This window comes from Arthrobacter sp. NPDC056493, assembly GCF_042795115.1.
Lineage (GTDB): Bacteria > Actinomycetota > Actinomycetes > Actinomycetales > Micrococcaceae > Arthrobacter.
On the sequence record NZ_JBHTSL010000039.1, the window covers coordinates 18207 to 39943 of the forward strand.

21 protein-coding genes are annotated in these 21737 nt (G+C 67.9%); 4 read left to right on the forward strand and 17 right to left on the reverse strand.

Annotation, left to right across the window (positions count from 1 at the left end):
* Positions 1-26: 26 nt before the first annotated feature.
* From dhaM to dhaK, 3 genes are read right to left on the reverse strand one after another with little or no spacing between them, the layout of a single operon-like run.
* The gene (dhaM, locus tag ACFQ50_RS15710) at positions 27-812 is read right to left on the reverse strand and encodes a dihydroxyacetone kinase phosphoryl donor subunit DhaM (RefSeq protein ID WP_377996572.1); all 786 of its coding nucleotides are present in this window, start codon (positions 810-812) and stop codon (positions 27-29) included.
* The gene (gene dhaL, locus ACFQ50_RS15715) at positions 809-1435 is read right to left on the reverse strand and encodes a dihydroxyacetone kinase subunit DhaL (RefSeq protein ID WP_377996608.1); all 627 of its coding nucleotides are present in this window, start codon (positions 1433-1435) and stop codon (positions 809-811) included. Before dhaL ends, dhaM begins: the two co-directional genes overlap by 4 nt.
* A gap of 2 nt (positions 1436-1437) precedes the next feature.
* Positions 1438-2439 carry a dihydroxyacetone kinase subunit DhaK gene (dhaK, locus tag ACFQ50_RS15720; protein ID WP_377996574.1) on the reverse strand — a complete coding sequence of 334 codons (1002 nt, stop codon included), beginning with the start codon at positions 2437-2439 and terminating at the stop codon, positions 1438-1440.
* A 326-nt stretch (positions 2440-2765) separates the two neighbouring features.
* On the opposite strand from dhaK, the gene ACFQ50_RS15725 reads away from it, so the two are divergent.
* Positions 2766-4148 (forward strand): glycosyltransferase, encoded by a 1383-nt coding sequence (locus tag ACFQ50_RS15725; RefSeq protein ID WP_377996576.1) that lies wholly within the window; start codon positions 2766-2768, stop codon positions 4146-4148.
* Entirely contained in the window at positions 4145-4459 is a 315-nt protein-coding gene (locus ACFQ50_RS15730) for a hypothetical protein (RefSeq protein ID WP_377996578.1), read from the forward strand. Before ACFQ50_RS15725 ends, ACFQ50_RS15730 begins: the two co-directional genes overlap by 4 nt.
* Here the strand turns inward: ACFQ50_RS15730 and ACFQ50_RS15735 are convergent.
* The 6 genes from ACFQ50_RS15735 to lysS form a co-directional block, all read right to left on the reverse strand.
* Positions 4446-4955 (reverse strand): amino-acid N-acetyltransferase, encoded by a 510-nt coding sequence (locus tag ACFQ50_RS15735; RefSeq protein WP_377996580.1) that lies wholly within the window; start codon positions 4953-4955, stop codon positions 4446-4448. The two genes, ACFQ50_RS15730 and ACFQ50_RS15735, sit on opposite strands and share 14 nt — an antisense overlap.
* Positions 4956-4990: 35 nt before the next feature.
* The gene (locus tag ACFQ50_RS15740) at positions 4991-7111 is read right to left on the reverse strand and encodes a S9 family peptidase (protein ID WP_377996582.1); all 2121 of its coding nucleotides are present in this window, start codon (positions 7109-7111) and stop codon (positions 4991-4993) included.
* Between the two features lie 264 nt (positions 7112-7375).
* Positions 7376-9868, reverse strand: a complete 2493-nt coding sequence (locus ACFQ50_RS15745) for an ATP-dependent Clp protease ATP-binding subunit (RefSeq protein ID WP_377996584.1) — start codon at positions 9866-9868, stop codon at positions 7376-7378.
* 490 nt (positions 9869-10358) lie between these two features.
* Positions 10359-10685, reverse strand: coding sequence for an Lsr2 family protein (locus ACFQ50_RS15750; RefSeq protein WP_307099115.1), 327 nt, complete (start codon positions 10683-10685; stop codon positions 10359-10361).
* Between the two features lie 138 nt (positions 10686-10823).
* A complete protein-coding gene (locus tag ACFQ50_RS15755) occupies positions 10824-11009 on the reverse strand; it encodes a hypothetical protein (protein ID WP_377996586.1) in 186 nt (61 codons plus the stop codon).
* Between the two features lie 2 nt (positions 11010-11011).
* Positions 11012-12550, reverse strand: a complete 1539-nt coding sequence (lysS, locus tag ACFQ50_RS15760) for a lysine--tRNA ligase (RefSeq protein WP_377996587.1) — start codon at positions 12548-12550, stop codon at positions 11012-11014.
* A 139-nt stretch (positions 12551-12689) separates the two neighbouring features.
* Between lysS and ACFQ50_RS15765 the strand changes: the two genes are divergently transcribed.
* Together ACFQ50_RS15765 and ACFQ50_RS15770 are read left to right on the forward strand one after the other, a co-directional pair.
* Entirely contained in the window at positions 12690-13682 is a 993-nt protein-coding gene (locus ACFQ50_RS15765; RefSeq protein WP_377996589.1) for an alpha/beta fold hydrolase, read from the forward strand.
* A 43-nt stretch (positions 13683-13725) separates the two neighbouring features.
* Complete coding sequence (locus tag ACFQ50_RS15770) at positions 13726-14562, forward strand: alpha/beta fold hydrolase (protein WP_377996591.1); 837 nt, start codon at positions 13726-13728, stop codon at positions 14560-14562.
* A 101-nt stretch (positions 14563-14663) separates the two neighbouring features.
* On the opposite strand, the gene ACFQ50_RS15775 is transcribed toward ACFQ50_RS15770, so the two are convergent.
* From ACFQ50_RS15775 to folB, 8 genes are all read right to left on the reverse strand, one after another.
* Positions 14664-16178 (reverse strand): MDR family MFS transporter, encoded by a 1515-nt coding sequence (locus ACFQ50_RS15775; RefSeq protein WP_377996592.1) that lies wholly within the window; start codon positions 16176-16178, stop codon positions 14664-14666.
* Positions 16179-16296: 118 nt separating this feature from the next.
* The gene (locus tag ACFQ50_RS15780; protein ID WP_377996593.1) at positions 16297-17226 is read right to left on the reverse strand and encodes a 4-phosphopantoate--beta-alanine ligase; all 930 of its coding nucleotides are present in this window, start codon (positions 17224-17226) and stop codon (positions 16297-16299) included.
* Positions 17227-17261: 35 nt separating this feature from the next.
* Positions 17262-18206, reverse strand: coding sequence for a Rossmann-like and DUF2520 domain-containing protein (locus ACFQ50_RS15785; RefSeq protein ID WP_377996594.1), 945 nt, complete (start codon positions 18204-18206; stop codon positions 17262-17264).
* On the reverse strand, positions 18199-19755 hold the full coding sequence (locus ACFQ50_RS15790; RefSeq protein WP_377996595.1) for a PH domain-containing protein: 1557 nt from the start codon (positions 19753-19755) through the stop codon (positions 18199-18201). The genes ACFQ50_RS15785 and ACFQ50_RS15790 overlap by 8 nt, the downstream gene beginning before the upstream one ends.
* Positions 19752-20264 (reverse strand): PH domain-containing protein, encoded by a 513-nt coding sequence (locus tag ACFQ50_RS15795; RefSeq protein ID WP_306920422.1) that lies wholly within the window; start codon positions 20262-20264, stop codon positions 19752-19754. The genes ACFQ50_RS15790 and ACFQ50_RS15795 overlap by 4 nt, the downstream gene beginning before the upstream one ends.
* A complete protein-coding gene (locus ACFQ50_RS15800) occupies positions 20245-20772 on the reverse strand; it encodes a DUF3180 domain-containing protein (RefSeq protein ID WP_377996596.1) in 528 nt (175 codons plus the stop codon). The genes ACFQ50_RS15795 and ACFQ50_RS15800 overlap by 20 nt, the downstream gene beginning before the upstream one ends.
* Positions 20769-21368 (reverse strand): 2-amino-4-hydroxy-6-hydroxymethyldihydropteridine diphosphokinase, encoded by a 600-nt coding sequence (gene folK, locus ACFQ50_RS15805; RefSeq protein ID WP_377996597.1) that lies wholly within the window; start codon positions 21366-21368, stop codon positions 20769-20771. Before folK ends, ACFQ50_RS15800 begins: the two co-directional genes overlap by 4 nt.
* Complete coding sequence (gene folB, locus ACFQ50_RS15810; protein WP_377996598.1) at positions 21365-21724, reverse strand: dihydroneopterin aldolase; 360 nt, start codon at positions 21722-21724, stop codon at positions 21365-21367. The genes folK and folB overlap by 4 nt, the downstream gene beginning before the upstream one ends.
* Positions 21725-21737 lie beyond the last annotated feature (13 nt).

Genomic DNA, 21737 nt, shown 5'->3' on the forward strand with positions numbered 1-21737 from the left:
TGGCCTGCCCAGCCCGGCATGGCCCCTCAGGGTTCCCCGAAACCGTCCCTGACCAGGCCCGCCACGTACGCCACGGCCCGCTCGGCGTCGGGGCCGTACGCTTCCACGTGCAGGACCGATCCCTTGCCGGCGCCCAGCGTCATCAGCCCCGTCATGGAGGCGCCGTCCACCCCGTTCACGGTCACATCCGCATCCAGCGCCGAGAGGCCGCCGGCTATCTTGGCTGCCGGCCGGGCATGCATGCCTGCAAGGTTGACGAGCGCGAAATCGCCGCTGGCATCCGGGGCCGCCGGAACGTCAGGCTCTCCCGTCGCCGGACCGGAGGCAGCCCGGCCGGAGGCAGCCGGACCGGAGGCAGCCCGGCCGCCACCGGCCTGGACGCCTGCCGTTTGGACCCCTGCGGCGAGGTGGTCCTCGGCCTTGGGACGGGACGCGGGATAGCCGTGCGTGGCCTCGGCGGCGCGCCGGACGGCATGAACGCTGGCACCGCCCTGGGCCGCCACCGCGGCCGCCACGAGGCCCTCCACAATCGGGGCGTCGGCGAGAAGCACCGGGGTGCCGCCCTCGGCGAACTCCATGGCTGACTCCGCCGTCATCACGGCCGACCCCAGATCGGTCAGCACCACCACGCCGTCGGCGCCAGCAGCAGTTTCCAGTGCCGCAAGCACCTTTTCCATGCTGGTGCCGATCCGGCCGTCAGAGGTTCCACCGGCGGGAACCATGATCACATCCGGCGCCATCTGGGCCGCGAGTTCCACGGCGCCGTCGGCAATCTTGTCACTGTGCGAAACCACCACGATCCGCACCGTCATGCGGCGGCTCCTGCAGCGGCGCGGAGAATGAGGGCACTCGACGCCGCACCGGGGTCCCGGTGGCCGGCGCTTCGCTCCCCGAGGTAGCTGGCCCTGCCCTTGCGCGCCACCAGCGGATCAGTTGCCACGGCGCCCGCCTCGGCTGCCTCCGCCGCGGCGATGAGCACTGCGAGCGTGTCGCCGTCGGCCGCGGCTGCTGCCGCCGCGTCAGCTGCCGGGGTCCAGGCATCAACCATTGTCTTGTCGCCCGACTCGGCCTTCCCCCGGGCCACGATGCCGTCCCGCGCCGCCGTGAGCGCAGCGGCGAGCGCCGCGGCGTCCACATTCGCGGCATCACCCAGGCTGGTCGCGGCCCGCAGGAACGCCGTGCCGTAGAGCGGCCCGGCGGCCCCGCCAACCTTCGACATCAGTGCCATGGCCGTCAGCTTGAGTGCTGCACCGGGGGTATCGGGAGGGTTTTCGGCCAGTTTGTCGAGGACCGCCTGGAAGCCGCGGTCCATGTTTTCGCCGTGGTCAGAGTCGCCAATGGCCCTGTCCAGCTCGATGAGTTCCACCCTGTGTTCCGCCATCGCCTGGGCGGACAGCGTCAGCCACTTGACGGCCCAGGTCACGTCCAGCCCCACTGCTACACGCCCCATCGCAGGGCGGGCGTGTGCACGGGCGCATCCCAGAGGGCAGTCATCTCGTCGTCAAGCCGCAGCACAGAGATGGAGCAGCCCTGCATCTCGAGGGACGTGATGTAATTCCCAACGAGGGAACGCTCCACCGTGAGGCCCCGCTCCGAAAGGATCTGGGCGGCACGGCGGTAGACGATGTAAAGCTCGCTCAGCGGAGTGCCGCCCATGCCGTTGACGAACAGAAGCACCTTCTCCCCCGACGCTGCTCCGAGGTCGCTGAGAATCGGTTCCAGCAGGCGGTTGGTGATGCCGTCGGCGTTTTCCATGGCGATCTTGTGCCGGCCCGGCTCCCCGTGGATGCCGATGCCGATTTCGATCTCGTTGTCCTCGAGGTCAAAGCTCGGCGAACCGGCATGGGGCACCGTGCAGGCCGTGAGTGCGACGCCCATGGTCCGCACATTCTGGTTCACCCGGTCGCCGATGGCCGCCACCGCGTCAAGGCCGTCGCCGCGCTCTGCCGCAGCCCCGGCGATCTTCTCCACCAGCACGGTGCCACCCACCCCCCTGCGGCCTGCCGTGTACAGCGAATCCTCCACTGCGACGTCGTCGTTGACGAGCACGGTGCGGACTTCCACACCCTCGGCCTGGGCCATCTCGGCCGCCGTCTCGAAGTTCAGGACGTCGCCGGTGTAGTTCTTGACGATGTGGACAACGCCTGCGCCGGAGTTCACTGCGAGCGTGGCCGGGATGATCTGGTCGGGTGTCGGTGAGGTAAACACGGCGCCGGGCACAGCGGCGTCGAGCATGCCACGTCCCACAAAGCCGGCGTGGAGCGGTTCATGCCCGCTGCCGCCGCCGGACACCAGGCCGACCTTGCCGGCAACGGGGGCATCCTTGCGGGTGACGTACTTCGGGTCGGCGCTGACGGTCACTAGGTCTGCATGGGCAAGACCGAATCCTTCCACGGATTCATCGACAACAGCGCGGGGATCATTAATGAGCTTTTTCACGGCCGGCTCCTGGGCTCTCGGTGCTTCATTGACATCGGTCAGGATGTGCTTTGACCCTACTACCGGCACCGGCTCCGCGGTAGTTCAGAAACGGCGGAAGGGACAGCCCCCAATGCTGTCCCTTCCGGTTCTCCGATAGTTTATCCAACAAATTGATAAAACAGAAGGAATATTGTGGTGCAACTTTGAGCGGATCTTGATCACTTCCCGCGGCAAAACCGGGACGGCACTGCAACGATCGCGTAGGTCAGGTCGCCGACCACGTCAATCCGCACCGGATGGAGTGAGCCATCAAACCCCACCGCACGCTGCAGAAAACCGCCGGGGTGCTGATCGCCCTGGCGGCGGCAGGGACAGCCGCGCTGCTGTGGCTGGCCGTCACCGCCACCGTGCCGACGGCGGTAACCGCCCCGAGCCGCGGCATGCTGCTGGGGATCTGGGGCGTACTTTACGTCGCAGAGGCCCCGGCGCCGTGGCTGCTAACGACGGCGATCGCCGTCGCCTTCCTGCTCATTGCCGGAATCGCCCTGGCCGACCGGCACATTTCCCTCAAATCGCGGCGTTCGGCAAACCCGGCGCAGCCGCTGGCGCCCCGCATCGTGATGGCGAAAACCAGGGGCGTCTACGCCGGGCCGGTCACTCTCACGGTCCTCATCCCGGCGCACAACGAAGCCGCATCCCTGCCTTCGACGCTTGCATCGCTTCTCGCCCAGTCGCACCCGCCGCAGCGGGTCATCGTCGTGGCGGACAACTGCGCAGACGCCACTGCAGATGTTGCACGCGCGGCCGGCGTCGAGGTCCTGGAGACGGTGCGCAACAGCCAAAAGAAGGCCGGCGCCCTGAACCAGGCGCTGAACCGGTTGCTCCCCGGCCAGGGCGACAACGATCTGGTCATGGTGATGGACGCTGACACGCTGCTCGACGACGGGTTCCTGGCCTGCGCGATCGGACACTTCACGCGGGACAGGGCCCTCATGGCCGTGGGCGGGCTCTTCTACGGCGAGCAGGGGCACGGGCTGCTCGGACAGTTCCAGCGCAACGAGTACATCCGGTACGCGCGGGACATGCGGCGCCGGCGGGGCCGGGTTTTTGTGCTCACGGGAACGGCATCGGTGTTTCGGCCGGCCGCGCTGCGGGCCGTGGCGGAGAACCGCGGCAAGGTCCTGCCCGGCGTGGCCGGGGATGTCTACGACACCTGGGCGCTCACCGAGGACAACGAGCTGACCATCGCACTGAAGTCGCTCGGCGGGCTCATGGTCTCGCCGTCGGAATGCGCAGTGGTCACCGAGCTCATGCCAACGTGGCGCACCCTCTGGGCCCAGCGGCTGCGGTGGCAGCGCGGCGCCCTGGAAAACCTCGGTGCCTACGGCCTGACACCGCCGGCCGCCCGGTACTGGGCCCAGCAGTTCGGCCTTGGTTACGGCGTCATCGCCCTGAGTTCCTACCTGCTGCTGATTCTCCTGACGGTGCTCGCGCTCGACACCTGGATCTGGTTCCCCTTCTGGCTGGGACTGGGCGTTCTTTTCTCCTTCGAGCGGATGGTCACCGTCTGGCGCGGAGGCTGGCCAGCGCGCCTCCTCGCCCTGACCGTCATCCCGGAACTGGTGTTCGACATGTTCCTCAATGTGGTCTACGTGAAGGGCATCATCGACATGTCCGCGGGCCGGGAGGCCAGCTGGAAGCACCTGGCAAAGGCAGGCGGAGCATGATCGCAGCAGCCGGGTTGGCAGTACCCGCGGGGGCGATTCTCCCCGAAGCCCTGCTATTCACCGGCTGGTTCCGCGTCATGGCGGCCTTCGTGGCGGTGAATACGGTGATCTATGCCGCGCTGGCCGTGGCGAAGGTCCTGCCGAAGCTGCAGCCGCCGGACTGGAGGCGCGGCCACCGGTCCGAACCCCGCGGCATCCACCCGGAAGGGCACACGGAACCGCAGTTCGGCCGCGAGGAACCCGGCCGCGAGGAACCCGGCCGCGAGGAGCCCGGCCGCGAGGAGGTCGGGGCGGGCGCTAGAGAGCCTTGATCATCCTCGTGTTGCCGAGCGTGTTGGGCTTCACCCGCGCAAGGTCCAGGAACTCGGCAACGCCTTCATCGTGCGAGCGCAGCAGCTCGGAGTAGACCTGCGGGTCCACCGCCGACTGGTCAGCCATCACCTCGAAGCCGTGCCGCTTGAAGAAGTCCACCTCGAAGGTCAGGCAGAACACCCGCGAGACGCCCAGCGCCCCGGCCTGCTTCAGGAGGCTCTCGACCAGGACGTGCCCCACGCCCTTGCCGCGCCACGCATCCGAGGCCGCCAGGGTGCGCACCTCCGCAAGGTCCTCCCACATGACATGAAGGGCGCCGCAGCCGATGACCTCGCCCGCGGCCGACTCGGCAATCAGGAATTCCTGCAGGCTCTCGTAATAGGCCACCGTCTCCTTGGCCATCAGTATTCGCTCTTCCGCCAGCGGCGCCACCAGTCTCTTGATGGCAGCCACATCGCTGGTCCGGGCGGGGCGAACAGTGAAGGAGTCAGTCACAGGCCCCATCTTACGGGGGGCGCCATCACCGCCTCCTATAGGCCCAGATCCGCCGGCAGCGCGATGTCCTTGCCGAGGACGTTCCTGGCCAGGAAGTGTTCAACCACGCCGTACCAGACCTTGGCGTGCTGCGGCTGCAGGATCCAGTGGTTTTCGTCCGGGTAGAAGAGGAACCGGTGGCTGGTCTGGCCGTTCCCGTCGGAGGCGAGCTGGGACTTGGACAGCAGCTCATACCAGAGCCGCAGTCCTTCCCCGATGGGCACCCGGTAATCCTTGTCGCCATGGATGACCAGCATGGGCGTCCGGATTTTCTCCACGTGCAGGTGCGGGGAATTCTCCAGCGCCATTTCCGCCGTCATTTCCTTGAGCCAGTACTGCGACGCGTCAGTGGTGGGTCCAAACTGGTCCAGGGCCCACAGGCTGGCGTGGGTCACGATCGCCTTGAAGCGGTCCGTCTGGCCGGCCACCCAGTTGGCCATGTAGCCGCCGAAGGAGCCGCCCATCGCGGCGGTGCGGCTTTCGTCGATGTCCGGCCGCTGCACCACCGAATCAGTGATGGCCATGAGATCCGTGAACGGCGCCTTCCCCCAGCCGCCCCAGCCGCGCTGGATGTAATCCTGGCCGTAACCCGTGGACAAAGCAGGATCCGGCAACAGCACGGCGTAGCCCCGGGCCGTGAGCAGCCATGGGTTCCAGCGCCAGGTCCAGGCATTCCAGGATCCCAGCGGGCCCCCGTGGATCCACAGCAGCAGCGGCGCGGGGTTCTCGGCGGAAGCCCCGGCGGGCAGGGCCAGGTAGGCAGGGACGCGGGTGCCGTCGGCGGCCGTCGTCTCCACCCGCTCCAGTGCCCCTTCCGTCTGCGGCCGCTCCGCCGGGGACGGCAGCCGCGTTACGTCCCCGGTGCCGAGGTCGATCCGGACCGGCTCGGCGGGGAACTCGTACGAGCTCCGCAGCGCGTAGGCGTTGCGCCCGTCGGGTGAAACGACGACGTCGGTGTAGGCCGCCGCGTCCGGCGTCACCCGGGTGACGCTCCCCCGGGCGGCACCTGCCGCCGCGTTGACCCTGAAAACCGGCGACGCGCCGTCGTCGTCCGCCGTAACCAGGAGGGCGGAGCCGTCCGGGAGCCACGCCTCCGGGTGGGGCCAGCGGTCCCACCCGTGAGCCAGGGGCTGCAGGTCCTCCGGCCCGGCTTCCCCGGAAACGTCGAGGAGGTGGAGCCGGACCTGCGGGGCCTGCTGCGGGGTCGTGTCGCTTTCACTGACGACGGCGAGCGAGGCACCGTCGGGGCTGACAGGGCCGGGGAAGAAGTTGATGCCGTCCTCATCGAGGAGCACCCGGAGCGCCCCCGTGGCAACGTCAATGGCGGCGAGGACCGAGCGCAGGTCCGCCTTCGGCAGTGGCTTCACCAGGCTGGTGTAGAGGGTTTTGCCGTCCGGACTGATCACCGTGACGGCTTCCCGGAGGCGGGACCCTGCCTGCGTCGTGAGGTTGCGCAGGGTGAGGGGCGCGGTGCTGTCCACGGTGGCGGGCTTGCCGGGTTCCTGACCCGTCCCCGGCTCCACCGCGAAGAGCCGCGGCTGGGCAGGGCCGAGGTCCGCGTCCCAGTAGCGCACCGGGTATTCGGTGTGCAGGATGGCCGCCACCTTGTTGTCCTTGCGGCTCTTGCGTCGCCCGGCGTCATCCTCCTCGTCGCGGGAGCCGGCAAGAACGGAGGCGGTCACGAAGGCCGCGGTGGCGTCCCTGGCCGTCATGACCTTGTCCACGCCGCCGGCGCGCGACAGCACGACGCGGGCCTCGCCGCCATCAGCCGGGAGCACCCAGAGCGCACTGACGGGATCGCCGTCGGCCTCCTTGTCCGGATCCGGCCGGGCGGACGTGAAGTAGACATCGCCGTTGGCCGCAAACGCGGCGCCGGCTTCGCCCTTGGCACTGCGGGTGATCCTGCGGGCCTGCTTCTGGCCCGCCGGGTCCAGCTCCCACAGCGCCGTTCCGTAATCAGTGCCCTTGCTGTTGAGCGTGGCCACCGTGGTCACCAGCCGCCGGCCGTCGGGGCTGAGGGCCAGGCCACTGACGCGCGGGATCGCGAGGTAGTGGTCGAGGTCGTGGAAAGGGGTCGCCGGTTGCTCAGGCAGGATCGCTGCATCTTCAGTTGACATGTGCTGATTCAACACCCCCTGTGCCCTGGATCACAGGAGGGTTCACTATTAGTGAAACAGTACTTTCAGACCTCGCTGCCCCCATCCCCACACACGGTACAACCGGCCCTCCCCAGCACAACCGGCCGCGCGCGAGGCCGGTTAAGCGGGTCCGGGCCGGTCATGCGATCTGGAGGGCGCAACGCAGAGGCCCCGCCTGCTCCCTTTCGGGGGCTGGCGGGGCCTCTTGGCGCTGGAGTGCGGCTGGCGGCTAAGCGCCCGGGGCTAGGCGCTCGGGGCGATTTCCGGGATGCGCGGCTTGGCGTTGCCTGCGAAGGTGAACTTCGCGTCGTCGCCTTCGCCGTCCACATCCACCACCACGATGTCGCCGGGGTGCAGTTCGCCGAAGAGGATCTTCTCGGAGAGCTGGTCCTCGATCTCGCGCTGGATGGTGCGGCGCAGCGGCCGGGCACCCATGGCAGGATCGTAACCGCGGGTGGCCAGGAGGACCTTGGCGGTCTTGGTCAGCTCGATGCCCATGTCCTTGTCCTTGAGGCGCTTCTCCAGGCGCGTCACGAACATGTCCACGATCTCGATGATCTCGTCCTGCGTCAGCTGCGGGAACACCACGACGTCGTCAACACGGTTGAGGAACTCGGGGCGGAAGTGCTGCTTGAGCTCCTCCGTGACCCGGGCGCGCATCCGGTTGTAGCCGGTTTGGGTGTCCGTGCCGGACTGGAAGCCGGTGGCCACGCTCTTGGAGATGTCCCGGGTACCGAGGTTCGTGGTCATGATGATCACGGTGTTCTTGAAGTCCACCACGCGGCCCTGGGAGTCGGTCAGTCGGCCGTCTTCCAGGATCTGCAGCAGCGAGTTGAAGAGGTCCGCGTGGGCCTTTTCCACTTCGTCGAACAGGACCACGGAGAACGGACGGCGGCGGACCTTCTCGGTCAGCTGCCCGCCCTCTTCGTAGCCAACGTAGCCCGGAGGGGCACCGAAGAGGCGCGATACCGTGTGCTTCTCGGAGTACTCGGACATGTCCAGCGTGATGAGGGCGTCCTCTTCTCCGAACAGGAACTCCGCGAGGGCCTTGGCGAGCTCGGTCTTGCCGACGCCGGTGGGGCCGGCGAAGATGAACGAGCCACCCGGACGCTTCGGGTCCTTCAGGCCGGCACGCGTGCGGCGGATGGCCTGGGACAGTGCCTTGATGGCCTCGTCCTGGCCGACGACGCGCTTGTGCAGTTCGTCTTCCATCTTCAGCAGTCGGGAGGATTCTTCCTCGGTCAGCTTGAAGACCGGAATGCCCGTGGAGTTCGCGAGGACTTCGGCGATCAGGTCCTCGTCCACCTCGGAGATGTCGTCCATGCCGCCGGTCTTCCAGTGGCGTTCCTTCTCGGAGCGCTCGGTGATGAGCTTCTGCTCCTTGTCGCGCAGCGCGGCAGCACCTTCGAAGTCCTGCGCGTCAATCGCGGACTCCTTCTCCATTTTCAGCTCGGAGATGCGCTCGTCCATCTCCTTGAGCTCCGGCGGAGCGGTCATGCGGCGGATGCGGAGCCGGGCACCGGCTTCATCGATGAGGTCGATCGCCTTGTCCGGCAGGAACCGGTCCGAAATGTAGCGTTCGGAGAGGTTAGCGGCCGAGGCGAGGGCGCCGTCGGTGATGGTGACGCGGTGGTGCGCCTCGTAGCGGTCCCGCAGGCCCTTGAGGATCTCGATCGCGTGCGCAACCGACGGCTCCTTGACCTGGATGGGCTGGAAGCGGCGCTCGAGGGCGGCGTCCTTCTCGATGTGCTTGCGGTACTCGTCCAGCGTGGTGGCACCGATGGTCTGCAGCTCGCCGCGGGCCAGCATGGGCTTCAGGATCGAGGCCGCGTCGATGGCGCCTTCGGCGGCACCGGCGCCCACGAGGGTGTGGATCTCGTCGATGAAGAGGATGATGTCGCCGCGGGTGCGGATTTCCTTGAGGACCTTCTTCAGGCGCTCTTCGAAGTCACCGCGGTAGCGGGAGCCGGCCACGAGGGAGCCAAGGTCCAGCGTGTACAGCTGCTTGTCCTTGATGGTCTCCGGCACGTCGCCGCGCACGATCGCCTGGGCCAGGCCCTCGACGACGGCGGTCTTGCCGACGCCGGGCTCGCCGATCAGCACGGGGTTGTTCTTGGTGCGGCGGGAAAGGACCTGCATGACGCGTTCCATTTCCTGCTCGCGTCCGATCACAGGATCCAGCTTGTTCTCGCGGGCAGCCTGTGTCAGGTTGCGGCCGAACTGGTCCAGCACAACAGAACCGGCGGGGGTACCCTCTGCCTGGCTCTGGCCGACGCCGGCGCCTGTGGCTTCCTTGCCCTGGTAGCCGGAGAGCAGCTGGATGACCTGCTGGCGGACCCGGTTGAGGTCGGCGCCGAGCTTCACCAGCACCTGCGCTGCCACACCTTCACCCTCGCGGATGAGTCCCAGCAGGATGTGCTCCGTGCCGATGTAGTTGTGGCCGAGCTGCAGGGCTTCGCGCAGCGAAAGCTCCAGCACCTTCTTTGCACGCGGCGTGAAGGGGATGTGGCCGGAGGGAGCCTGCTGGCCCTGGCCGATGATCTCCTGCACCTGCTCGCGGACGCCGTCGAGCGAAATGCTCAAGGACTCAAGAGCTTTGGCGGCAACGCCCTCACCCTCGTGGATCAGACCCAAGAGGATGTGTTCGGTACCAATGTAATTGTGGTTCAGCATGCGTGCCTCTTCTTGGGCAAGCACAACTACGCGACGGGCACGGTCCGTAAATCGCTCAAACATTTCGCCACACTCCTAGCTACGACGTACTTTGATGCTACGTGGGGGAACCCTGACTTGGGGAGCTTGTTCGCCACAGGGGAAACCGCGGGGCTTGCACACGTCCGCGCAGCTGCCGTAGCAGCCTTCCCGGCGCAATGCGCGAGAAGGCTCTGAATAGCATCCAACTGCCAGCCGACGGACAATTCCCGCACCCCTTGACGGAGTGCCGGAAATCACCCTGCGCATAATGCCCTATGGCCGGCGATTAGCTTGCACATCGTTGGCGCTAAAGCGGCGGTATTGGCGCGGGGCTCGTTTCCCCGCGGGAGGGCATTCTCCGATTCCGTTGACCCCCGGACCCGATTACCAGCGTGGCCGGCGGTTCCGAATAACGGCTGTTCCGTTTATGCGGACGGCATCGGCCGGTTAAAGCGCAGCGCCCCCGTCAGCCGGGGGCGCCACACATATGCCCAGAAGGTTTTGTGCCCTAACGGATTGTCGGGGCGCCGTCCTAGGAATTGGCCTTTTGGTAGGCTTCCTGGATTTCCGCCTGAATACGGCCGCGCGCGTTTACGGTGTAACCGTGATCCCGCGCCCACTGGCGTATCTGGGCAGAGTCCTGGCTGCGTCCACCCGGTGCCTTGGCACGGGTAGGGCGGCCGCCGGACGTTTTGCGGCCGGCTGAAACAAAGCGTTCCAGAGATGACCGCAGTTCTGAAGCATTGGCTGAGGACAGGTCAATTTCATAACCGACGCCATCCAGGCCGAAGCGAACGGTTTCGTCCGCAGATCCCCCATCCAGATCGTCCACCAGGACGATATTGACTTTCTGTGCCATCAAAAATCTCTCTTTTGGAAAGGACGTGTAATCAGAAAAGCAGGATGTTTCCACCTGAAGTATCTCCCCCAATAAGGCAACGCGTCAAAACGCGCAATGGTTCCTTGGGGATAACCGGGCGATATTAAAAGTCGCCTGCTATTTGTCTGATTTACTCGGCGGTTCGGAGGAATCGTCTCCGGCTGAGGCCTGGGCATCGGCTTCGGCCTGCGCGCGCGCTTCCGCCTGGCGTTCTGCCTTGTCCGCGTTAAAGATCGACTTCATGGCAAACCAAAACAGCAGGCCAACTACCAGCGAGGGCAGCAATACGGCGACGTAATCCATGATCAGTGGCCTTCGGGCTTGAGCAGTGGGAAGAGAATGGTTTCGCGGATGCCCGCGCCGGTAAAGAGCATGACCAGGCGGTCGATGCCCAGGCCGATGCCGCCCATGGGAGGTGCGCCGTACTCCAGCGCGCGGAGGAAGTCCTCGTCCAGCTGCATCGCCTCGACGTCGCCGGCTGCCGCGTGCCGGGACTGCTCGGTGAGCCGTTCGCGCTGGATGACCGGGTCAATGAGCTCGGAGAAGGCGGTGCCGCGCTCCATGCCGCCGATGATCAGGTCCCAGGCCTCGATCAGGCGGCCGTCCTCGCGGTGCGGGCGGGCCAGCGGCTGGGCGGACGGCGGGTAGTCATAGACAAACGTGGGGTTCAGCAGTGTGGGTTCCACGATTTCGCCGAAGAGTTCCACGGCCAGCTTCTCGGCGTCCCACTTGGGGTCGACCTTGACGTCGTGCTTCCCGGCCACGGCCCGCAGTTCCTCGAGCGTGGTGTCCGGGGTGATCTCCTGGCCCACTGCCTCGGAAAGTCCCGGGTAGACAGCAACCCAGGCCCAGTCGCCGTCGAGGTTGATCTCCCCGGCTTCGGTCTGCAGCGTGCGTCCCGCCCCCACGGCGTCTGCGGCGTCCAGGATGATCTCCTTGATGCGCTCGGCCATGACGAACTGGTCCGCCCAGGCCTCGTAGCATTCAAGCGTGGTGAACTCAGGGCTGTGGGTCGAGTCCACGCCCTCGTTGCGGAACACGCGGCCCATGTCGTAAACGCGGTCGATACCGCCCACCACGGCGCGCTTGAGGTACAGCTCGGTGGCGATGCGCAGGGTCATCTTCTGGTCGAACGCGTTCATGTGCGTTTCGAACGGCCGGGCCAGGGCGCCGCCGTGGACCAGCTGGAGGATGGGCGTTTCCACCTCGACGTAGGTGTGGCGGAACAGCGTCTCCCGGATGGAGCGGGTGATGGCGGCGCGGGTGTAGACCATCTCGCGGGCCTCGTCGCGGACCATCAGGTCCACATAGCGCTGCCGGACGCGGGTTTCCTCATTGAGTTCGGCGTGCAGCACCGGCAGCGGGCGAAGCGCCTTCGAGGCCATGGACCAGGACTCGGCCATGACGGAGAGTTCACCGCGGCGGGACGAGATGACTTCGCCCCGGATGAAAACGTGGTCGCCCAGGTCAACCAGGGCCTTCCAGTCGGCAAGCGACTCCTCGCCCACGTTCGCCAGGCTGAGCATGGCCTGCAGCCGGGTGCCCTTGCCGTCGGCGCCGCCTTCCTGCAGCGTGGCGAAGCACAGCTTGCCGGTGTTCCGCACAAATACCACGCGGCCGGTGATGCCCACGACGTCGCCGGTGGTCTCGTCGGCCTGCAGGTGGGCGTACTTTTCGCGGATCTCACTGAGCGAGTGCGTGCGCTCAACACCCACCGGGTACGCCTCCTGCCCGCGTTCGATCAGCTTGGCGCGCTTCTCCATGCGGATGCGCATCTGTTCGCTGGCGTCGAGCGGTTCTGGGGCATTCTTGGGGGCGGGGGTGTTTTGGGAAGTCACAGTCATCAAGTTTACCGGGACTTCACGCCTCGGAGTTCGGAACCCCCCACCTTGGAGTTTTTGTCCATATATTCGGACTTCCGGGGCCATTTGGAGCCATTATCTGGACAAAAACTCCGGAGGAGGTGGGGCATAGACTCGGGCTGTGGAGACCTGGACAGTGGAGACGGACGACGGCGGCGGCCGCCTTGAGGTGCACTCCTTCCGGCCCGCCGGACTCACCACCGCCAACCGTGGCCCGTCGGCCGCCGGCAACCCCGCCGGCAACCCCGCCCACAACCCCGGCGGCAGCTCCGCCCACAGCACCTCCGCGAAAGGTGACCCGGCTCCGGTCACGGCGCCCGGCGTCGTCGTTATCCACGGAACGCTGGTGACCGACGCGCTGTACCGGCCGTTCGCCCGCAACCTGAGCCTCCTGCTGAGCAGGCCGGTGCACTGCTACAACCGCCGCGGCCGCGCCGGGTCCGCGCCGCAGCCGGACGACTATTCCGTCGCGACCGAGATCCGGGACCTGGCGGCCGTGATGAAGGCGACGGGGTCGGAGGACGTGGTGGCGCACAGCTTCGGCGGATTCGTGGCGCTCCAGGCGGCGCGCGACATGCCGCTGCGCAGGCTCGTCACGTACGACGCAGCGGTGTCCCTTTCCGGCAACCTGAACCACCGCTGGCGCCCGGAACTGGAGCAGGCCGTAACGGAGGGGCAGCTCAACCACGCCTGGGCGCACCTGGTGCAGGGGCTGGCCACGGCCGGGCCGTTGTCCTATCTGCCTCTCGGTGCGCTGCGCATGCTGAGCATCATGTCGGCGCGGACCAACGTCGGTGCGGAAATGCGGGAACTGCTGCCGACGGCTGTGCAGGAGATGCGGGCGGTGCTCGACGCCGACGCGGAGCTCGCGGATTTCACGGAACTGACCACCCCCACACTGATGCTCAGCGGAGGCTGGAGTCCGGGCTACTTTGCGGACACCGGACGGCAACTGGCGTCGGCCGTGCCGGCGATCGATTTCGCGGTGGTTCCGGGCCAGCTTCACGAGGGGCCGATCCGGCCGGGCAAGCGCCTGGCCATCCGGATGGCGCGCTTCCTCAACGGCACCGACGGAACCGTCCGGCCACTGAGCACGAAGCGCCGGCGCCGGTAGCTGCCGGCTGTCAGCACGGGCCGGCCTCGGATAGGCTCGGAGCATGACTCGCGAGATCATCAGCACACCCGACGGCGGCAAGCTCGAGCTGTTCAGCACGGGCGAGGAACTGGCCTCGGCCGGCTCCGGCGTGGTTGTGGTCACGGCCTCCATGGTGACGGCGGCGGACTACACCCGCTTCGCGCAGAAGCTCAGCGCCTCCCTCGGCCGGCCGGTGCACACGTTCAACCGCCGTGGCCGCGGCGCGTCCTCCGAGCAGGCCGGGGACTACACCCTGGACGTCGACATCCGCGACCTCGATGCCGTCATGAAGCACACCGACAGCACCGACGTCTTCGGCCACAGCTTCGGCGGTGCCGTGGCCATCCACGCGGCGCGGACCCTCCCGGTGGAGCGGCTCGCCGTGTATGACCCCGCGGTCTCCGTCAACCACAGCGTCACGGCGGACTGGACCACTGAATACGAACGTGCGACGGCGGCCGGGGACGACGACCGCGCCCTCGCCGTCCTGCTCCGCGGGCTCGAGGCCGAAAGCGCCTTCTCCTCCCGCATGCCCCTGTCCATGATGACCCTCGCCAACAAGCTCACGGCGGGAACGTCGGTGGGCAAGCAGATGCGCGAAATGATGCGCACCGGCGTCCGGGAGATCAAGGCGATCATCGCCGCGGACATGCCGGCCGAACCGTTCCTGGCGCTGCCGCTTGAAACGCTCATCATCGTGGGCGAGAAGAGCCCGGCCTACTTCGGCGTGGCCTGCGGCCAGATCCACGACGTCCTCTCCGGCTCCAGCTACACCATCCTGCCGGGCTTCGGGCACGACGGCGCCAACCGCGCACCGGACAGGCTCATCACCGAGCTCAGCGACTTCTTCGCCGGCTAGCCCCGCCGAAACCACAGCGCGAACGAACACTTGAGCCCCACTTTCCGGGGCTTAAGTGTTCGTTCGCGCTTGGTGGGCGGGGCTTAAGTGTTCGCTCGCGCTTAGTGGGCGGCGGGGGCGCCTTCGGCTCCTGCCGTCTTCCGCATCATGGTGGAGAGTACGACGGCGGCAACGGCAATGACGGTTGCCGTCAGGAATGCGGCGTTCATGCCCGCAACGAGGCCGGAGCCCGCGGAAACGAACGCGAAGATGGACACGAGCAGCGCCGTTCCCGCCGCGCCCGCCACCTGCTGCAGGGTGCTCATGATGGCCGACCCGTGCGAGTACAGGTGCGGCGGGAGCGGGTTGAGGCCGGTGGTGAACGCGGGCGTGAAGAGCAGCGCCAGCCCAAAGCTGAGTCCGACGTGCAGGGTGACGATCCACCAGACCGGAGTGCCGGCGTCGAGCATTGAAAACTGCCAGAGCGTCAGGACCATGAGCGACGAACCGGTGACAGTGAGCGGCAACGGCCCGATCTTGTCGAACAGCCGGCCGATCACGGGGCCGAGCAGGCCCATGGCGAGGCCGCCGGGCAGCAGGGCCAGGCCGGTCTCGAGGGACTGCAGGCCGCGGATTTCCTGCAGGTAGAGCGGAAGCAGGATCACGGCGCCGAACAGGGCCACCATGGACACCACCATCAGCGCCACCGAGACCGTGAACATCCGGAAGTTGAAGGCCCGCAGGTCAAGCAGCGGGGCCTCGGACTTCTGCAGCCGGAGCTGCCGGAACGTGAACGCGGCAAGGCCGGCGACGCCAAGAACCAGCGCCACCACGGCCAGCGTGCCGGGGCCGCCGCTGGTGCCGGAACCGCCGCCGATCTGGCTGAGGCCGTAGACCAGGCCGCCGAAGGCGGGGACCGTCAGCACCACGGAGAGGAAGTCGAGCCTGGACTTCCCGGTCTCGCCGACATTCGTCAGGAACCTGGCACCGATGGCCAGCGCCGCCAGCGCGATGGGCAGGACGAAGATGAACATGAAGCGCCAGGAGAAGTGCTGCAGGATGAACCCGGAGACGGTGGGCCCCATGGCCGGTGCAACGGAGATGGCGATGCTGACGTTGCCCATCACGGCGCCGCGGCGGGCCAGCGGCACCAGCGTGAGGATGGTGGTCATCAGCAGCGGAAGCATGATGGCGGTGCCGCCGGCCTGGATGATCCGTGCCAGCAGGAGGACTTCAAAGCCGGGCGACGCGGCGGCAAGCGCCGTACCGCCGGCGAACAGGCCCATGGCCAGGAGGAAGACGGACCGCGTCGACAGCCGCTGGAGGATGAACCCGGTGGTCGGAATCACCACGGCCATGGTCAGCATGAACCCGGTGGAGAGCCACTGGACGGTGGGGGCATCCACGCGCAGGTCCACCATGAGCCGCTGCAGGGCGACGTTCATGATGGTTTCATTCAGGATCACCACGAACGTGGCCACCAGCAGCGTGACAATGACCGTCACGGACTCGCGGGACATCCTGTCCGACGCCGGTGCTGCGGCCGGGGAGGTCGGCGCACCGGCCGTCATTACAACCGGAGCGGCAGGCTCCTGGGCAGGTTCGCCAGACGAATCGGACGTGACTTTGGTAGACATGGCGGGGCCCCCGGGGAGTTGGACGTGGTGGCTGGCGGTCAGCGCCGCTGCAGACTCCAACAGTGTAGTGGCCCCGCCCATTCCCAGCACACTGCCCAGTCCCCGCACAGGGGGTTACTTAGGAACTGAGCGGCACGTTGTCGATCAGCCGCACGGCGCCCACCTTCGCGGCAACCAGTGCCAGCCCTTCACCGCGGAAGGGAGTCTCTTGGCAGTTCTCGGCGAGTGGCTCCAGCGTTACGGGATCCACGACGTCGAGATAATCGAGCTGGACCAGGGGCTGGGACTCGATCAGGGCCCTGGCCGAGCCGACATCAAGGGGCTCGTTGGCGTTCGCCCGCTCCTCGATGAGGTGCAGCGCGCGGGACAGGACCAGCGCGGCCTCCCGCTCCTCGTCGGAGAGGAAGCGGTTCCGGCTGGACAGCGCCAGCCCGTCGGTGGCGCGGGCGGTTGGCACGGCAACGATCTCCACGGGGAAGTTCAGGTCCGCCACCATCTGGCGGACCAGGGCCAGCTGCTGGGCGTCCTTCTGCCCGAAGTAGGCCCGGTATGCCGGCAGCCCGCCGCCGGATCCGGCTACGAAGGCGCTGCCGCCGGGAAGGCCGGTGCCGGGGATGCCCAGGTGCAGCAGCTTGGCCACCACGGTAAGCGCGCCGTCGAAGTGCCCGGGCCGGGACGCGCCCTCCCATTTCTCCCCCAGCGGACCGGACGTGACCCTGACCAGCGGCTGCCCGCCCGGGTACATCTCCTCGACCGAGGGTGCGAAGACCAGGTCCACGCCCTGTTCCTCGAGCAGCGCCATGTCCGCCTCGAGGGTCCGCGGGTAGCGGTCCAGGTCCTGCGCCTCGCCGAACTGCAGCGGGTTCACGAAGATGGAGGCCACCACGACGTCGTTCTGTTCGACGGCGGCCCGCGCCAGCCGCCCGTGGCCCGCATGCAGGGCGCCCATGGTGGGCACGAGGCCCAGGGACGAACCGTTTTTCTGCGTCAGCAGCAGCCGGCTTTGTGCACGAAGGGAGTCCGCCGTCGTTACGAGTCGGATTGCCATGTCAGTGTCCTCCCTTGGCCCTGCGGCCGGTTTCATCAGCGGCCGTCATCGGTGCCATCCTCGTCCGGGCCGTCGTCGTCTGTGATCCCGTCACCCATGCCCGCAAGCGCGATACGAATAGTGTCCGCCTGATCCGGCTTCAGCAGGCCGCGCCCTTCAGCGCGCCTCGCCGTGGCCCGTGCCATGGCGAGGTACGCCTCGAGGATGTCGCCGCCGGTTCCGGCGTCGTGCTCCCGCAGCGCCCGGGCGTGCGCCTCCACGGTTCCGGCGTCCCCGCGCGCCACCGGGCCTGTCAGGGCCGACTCACCGGAGGCCAGTGCGTTCTCCAGGGTGGCCCGCAGCAGCGGCCCGAGCATGCGGTCCGGCGCCTCAACGCCCACCTCGGCCAGCAGCTGCGAAGCCTGCGCCACAAGCGTGACCAGGTGGTTCGAACCGTGCGCAAGGGCCGCGTGGTAGATGATGCGGTCGCCCTCGGCGATCACCACCGGTTCGGCCCCCATTTCGACGACGAGCGCCTGCGCGATGGGAAGCATGGCAGCGTCCGCAGTAACCCCGAACGTGCAGTCCAGCAGGCGGGTCAGGTCCAGGCTCATGCCGGTGAAGGTCATGGCCGGGTGCAGCGCGAGCGGGACAGCACCGGCCGCCCGGACCGGATGCAGCACACCGACGCCGAACCGGCCCGACGTGTGCGCCACGAGCTGGCCGGGCTGCCACGCGCCGAGCTTGGCGAGCCCCTCCACGAGCCCGCCGAGGGCATCGTCCGGAACGGCCAGGAGCACCAGTTCCGAGCGCTCCACGATGTCCTGGATCTCCAGGACGGGAACGCCGGGCAGCAGGGTCTCGGCCCGTTCCCGGCTCGCGTCGGAGACGGCGGAAACCCCGACGACGGCGTGCTCGGCCGCGCGGAGCGCCGCACCGAGGACAGCGCCCACTTTGCCGGCACCGATGATTCCGACGCCGAGGCGTCCTGGCTTAGCCACGTTGCTGGCCTTCCTGTTGGGGTGCTGGGGCAGTCGCGCGAGGCGGGGTTTCGACGGGCTCAGCCGGTTTGGCCAGCGCAGCCGGCGGGGCCTGCTCGGCGAGCCCGGCCGGGGCCACCTGGGCCAGCCACTGTTCGCTCGTCTGCCGCCGGCGGGCGGCGCGGGCGCGGGCTCCCTGGGCGTCGAAGAGCGCCTGCGCCTCCCGGATGTCCGCCTGGATCACCCGCGGCGCCACCGGTCCCGCGGTGGTGTGCAGCACGAGGTCCGCCAGCCCGAACCGGCGCGCGAGGGGCCCCTGCTGCAGCGCAATCGACTGCGTCCGCTGGTGCGGCACCACCACGAGCTGCCGCCACCAGCGACCCGAGCGCATGAGCAAAGCCGTGTCCGTGGCCGCGAAAGCGTTGCGCCGCCAGCCCAGCGGAGCCAGGAGCCGTGCGCGGCGCGGCGTGGTGACGAATCCGGCGTCGGAATCCAGCCCGTTCACACCGTGGTAGAAAACGCGCAGCGGATCGGCAGTCCCCGGGTCCGGCAGCACGAGGGCCAGCATGTTCAGGACGTCGTCCCACTTCCCCACCGGCAGCAGCGTGGTGCGCGAACCGGCCTCGCCGTTGTTGGCCCCGGCGGCCCCGTAGCCGGCGGCGTTGACCTGCATCCGGTACCAGCCGAAGAGGCGCCACAGCGGCGGCTGCGCCACCTTCAGCGCCTGGATCCGGCCCGGCGGAAGTGTCTGCGCCTGAGTGTCGAGCAGCCCGTAGCGGAGCCGGATGCCGTCCGGGGAGATGGCCGCGGTGAAGTTGTAGCCTTTGGTGAACGAGTTCCAGTACGCGGCGATGAGGCCGAGCGCCGCGGGAATCAGGTACAGGAAAAAGGCCCTATTCTCGGTGAGCGCTGACAGCATCACCGATGCCGCTGCACCCAGGACCACAAAAACGCTCTGCTCGCTGAGCAGGAGCGAACCGACCAGGCGCGACGGCGGGACCTGCAGCACCTGCTGCTCGGGCGCCTCGGGGGCGGCTGCTTCGGGGTGTTCGGGATCCAGCCGGACGCCCGATGCGCGGGCGAGGATGGTGGCGCGAAGCTGGCGCGCGTCGCCGATGCGCAGGTAGGCCAGCCGGACGGCGGACTCGCCGGCGTCGGCGACCTCGAACTTGAGCTCCGCGAGGCCGAAGATCCTGGCGAGCAGCGGCTGGACGATGTCGATGGCCTGGACGCGGTCCAGCCGCGCCTGCCGCTGCTGCTTGAACAGGAAGCCTGTGTTGACCCGGACGTAGCCCTCCGCCACCTGGTAGCGGGTGAAGTACCAGGACAGGATGAAGCCGAGCACCGACAACACCAGCATTAATGCCCCGGCGCCCAGGAGCCACGGGGCGCGGCCGGCGATGCGGTCATCTATCAGCGGCTGGCCCTGCAGCATCCGTTCAAAGCTGTCACGCCCGAAGAAGTAGCCGATGGCGGCAAGCGCTACCCAGCCCCGCACGAAAGGTGTTGCCGGATGCACGCGCAGCCACTCGCCGTCGGGCTTTCCGGAAGCGAGGCCGCCGGCGCTCACAGTCCGGCCAGCCTGGCTTCGCCGCGCGCCGAAAGCTGTTCCCTGAGCCGGGCGCCTTCCTCGGCGGGAAGGCCGGGAATGCCTGCGTTGGTTCCGGCGGAGGCCGTGTGCAGCTTCAGGGTGCACAACCCGAGCCCGCGTTCCACCGGTCCGGCGCTGATGTCCACGTACTGCATGCGGCCGTACGGCACCACCATGACACGCTGGAAGAAGATGCCGCCGCGGATGAGGAGGTCGTCGTCGCGCTCGGCGTAGCCGATGGCACGCACCTGCCGCGGGATCAGGACCAGGCGCCACAGCGCCAGCAGCAGCATGAAGGCCGGAACGCCGATGGCCAGCCACAGCGGCGGCCACCGCCACCAGCCGAGCCGGACGAACACCAGCGGCAGGCTCAGCACGGCCACCATGACCAGGTTGCCGAGGGCCCACTCGACGAGCCGGACCGTGACGTACTTAGGGGACACGCGCAGCCAGGTGATCCCGGGGGGATCAATCGCCGCGGTAGGCATACTCGCCTTCCCCCTTGGCCTTGCCCCTGCCGTGGCCCGGAAGGCCTTCGCCGGCATCCGTCTCGCCGTCCTCCGGCGGGATCTTGCAGAAGCGTTCGACGACGAGCCCCACCACGATCATGACCAGCCCGCCGCCGGCCATGCCGAGGGCGAGCCAGGTGACGTCCAGCCCGCTGCGGATGCTCCAGAACCGCAACTGGTCCAGGAAGATCCCGGCGTGCCAGCCCAGCAGCATCGCGCCGGTGTAGGCACAGGCCTGGGCAAGGACCAGCGTCCACGCCGCCAGGATGGGGTTCAGCATTTTCTTCTTCTTGCCGTTCCGCCAGCGGAGCACGCGGATGCCCAGCACCAGGGTCAGTGCAACAATCACGCCCATGGTGACCAGTGCCGTGGCCGGCAGCACCGGCGTGGCCATGCCGTAACGGACGGTCAGGACGGCAGCGGACCAGCCGGCGATGGCCAGGGCAATGCCCACGACTGCGAGCAGCAGCGGGCTCATGGGCTTCACGGCTGTTCCACCGCCCCGCCGTCGGGCACGCCGTCGAAGTCCCCGAAACCGTCGAACGGCTGCAGGTCCGGGAAGTCAGCGGCCCTGGCTGCCAGCTCGCCCACCGGCTGCCCGTTCAGGGTGGCCGAGGGGTCCATCTGGGCCCAGGGAAAGAGCACGAACGCCCGCACTGCGGCGAACGGGTGGGGCAGGGTGAGCACCGGATCGTCGCTCTTGAGGTCGCCGTAGATGACGACGTCGACGTCGAGCGTGCGCGGCCCCCAGTGGACCTCACGCACACGGTGGTGTTTGTTTTCCACCGACTGGCAGTGCCTGAGAAGGTCAAGCGGCTCCAGCGAGGTTTCGACCGAAATCACCATGTTGAGGAAGTCCGGCTGCCCGGCGGGGCCGCCGACGGCCTTGGTCTGCACTATCGGTGAGACGGCCAGGAGCCGTACCTCGGGGCGGTCCACAAGGTCCGCCACGGCCTCGGACAGTGTCTCGTTCCGCGCCCCGAGGTTGCTGCCCAGCGCCAGCACCGCGCGCGTGTAGCCGGTCTTGGCGGGTGCCGGATTCTCATGCACCGGCTTTTCATGCAGTGCAGGTGCCGGATTCATGTCCGCTCCCGGTAGACGCTGACGGCGACGTCGCCGAAGGGAACCTCGATGGGCGCCTTCGGCTTGTGCACCGTGATTTCCACGGCCTGGACCTTGAATTCCCTGAGCAGGCCCTCGGCCATCCGCACCGCCAGAGCCTCGATCAGGTTCAGCGGCTCGCCGGTGATCCATTCGGTAATCCGGCCGGCAACCTCACCGTAGTGGGCGGTGTCGCGGACGTCGTCCGACTCCGCCGCCTGGCTGAAATCCAGGTGCAGGACGGCGTCCACCACAAACGGCTGGCCTTCACGGCGCTCAAAATCGAACACCCCGTGGTAGCCGGTGGCGGTGACACCGGTCAGCGAGATCCTGTCCATGGCTGTTCTGCTA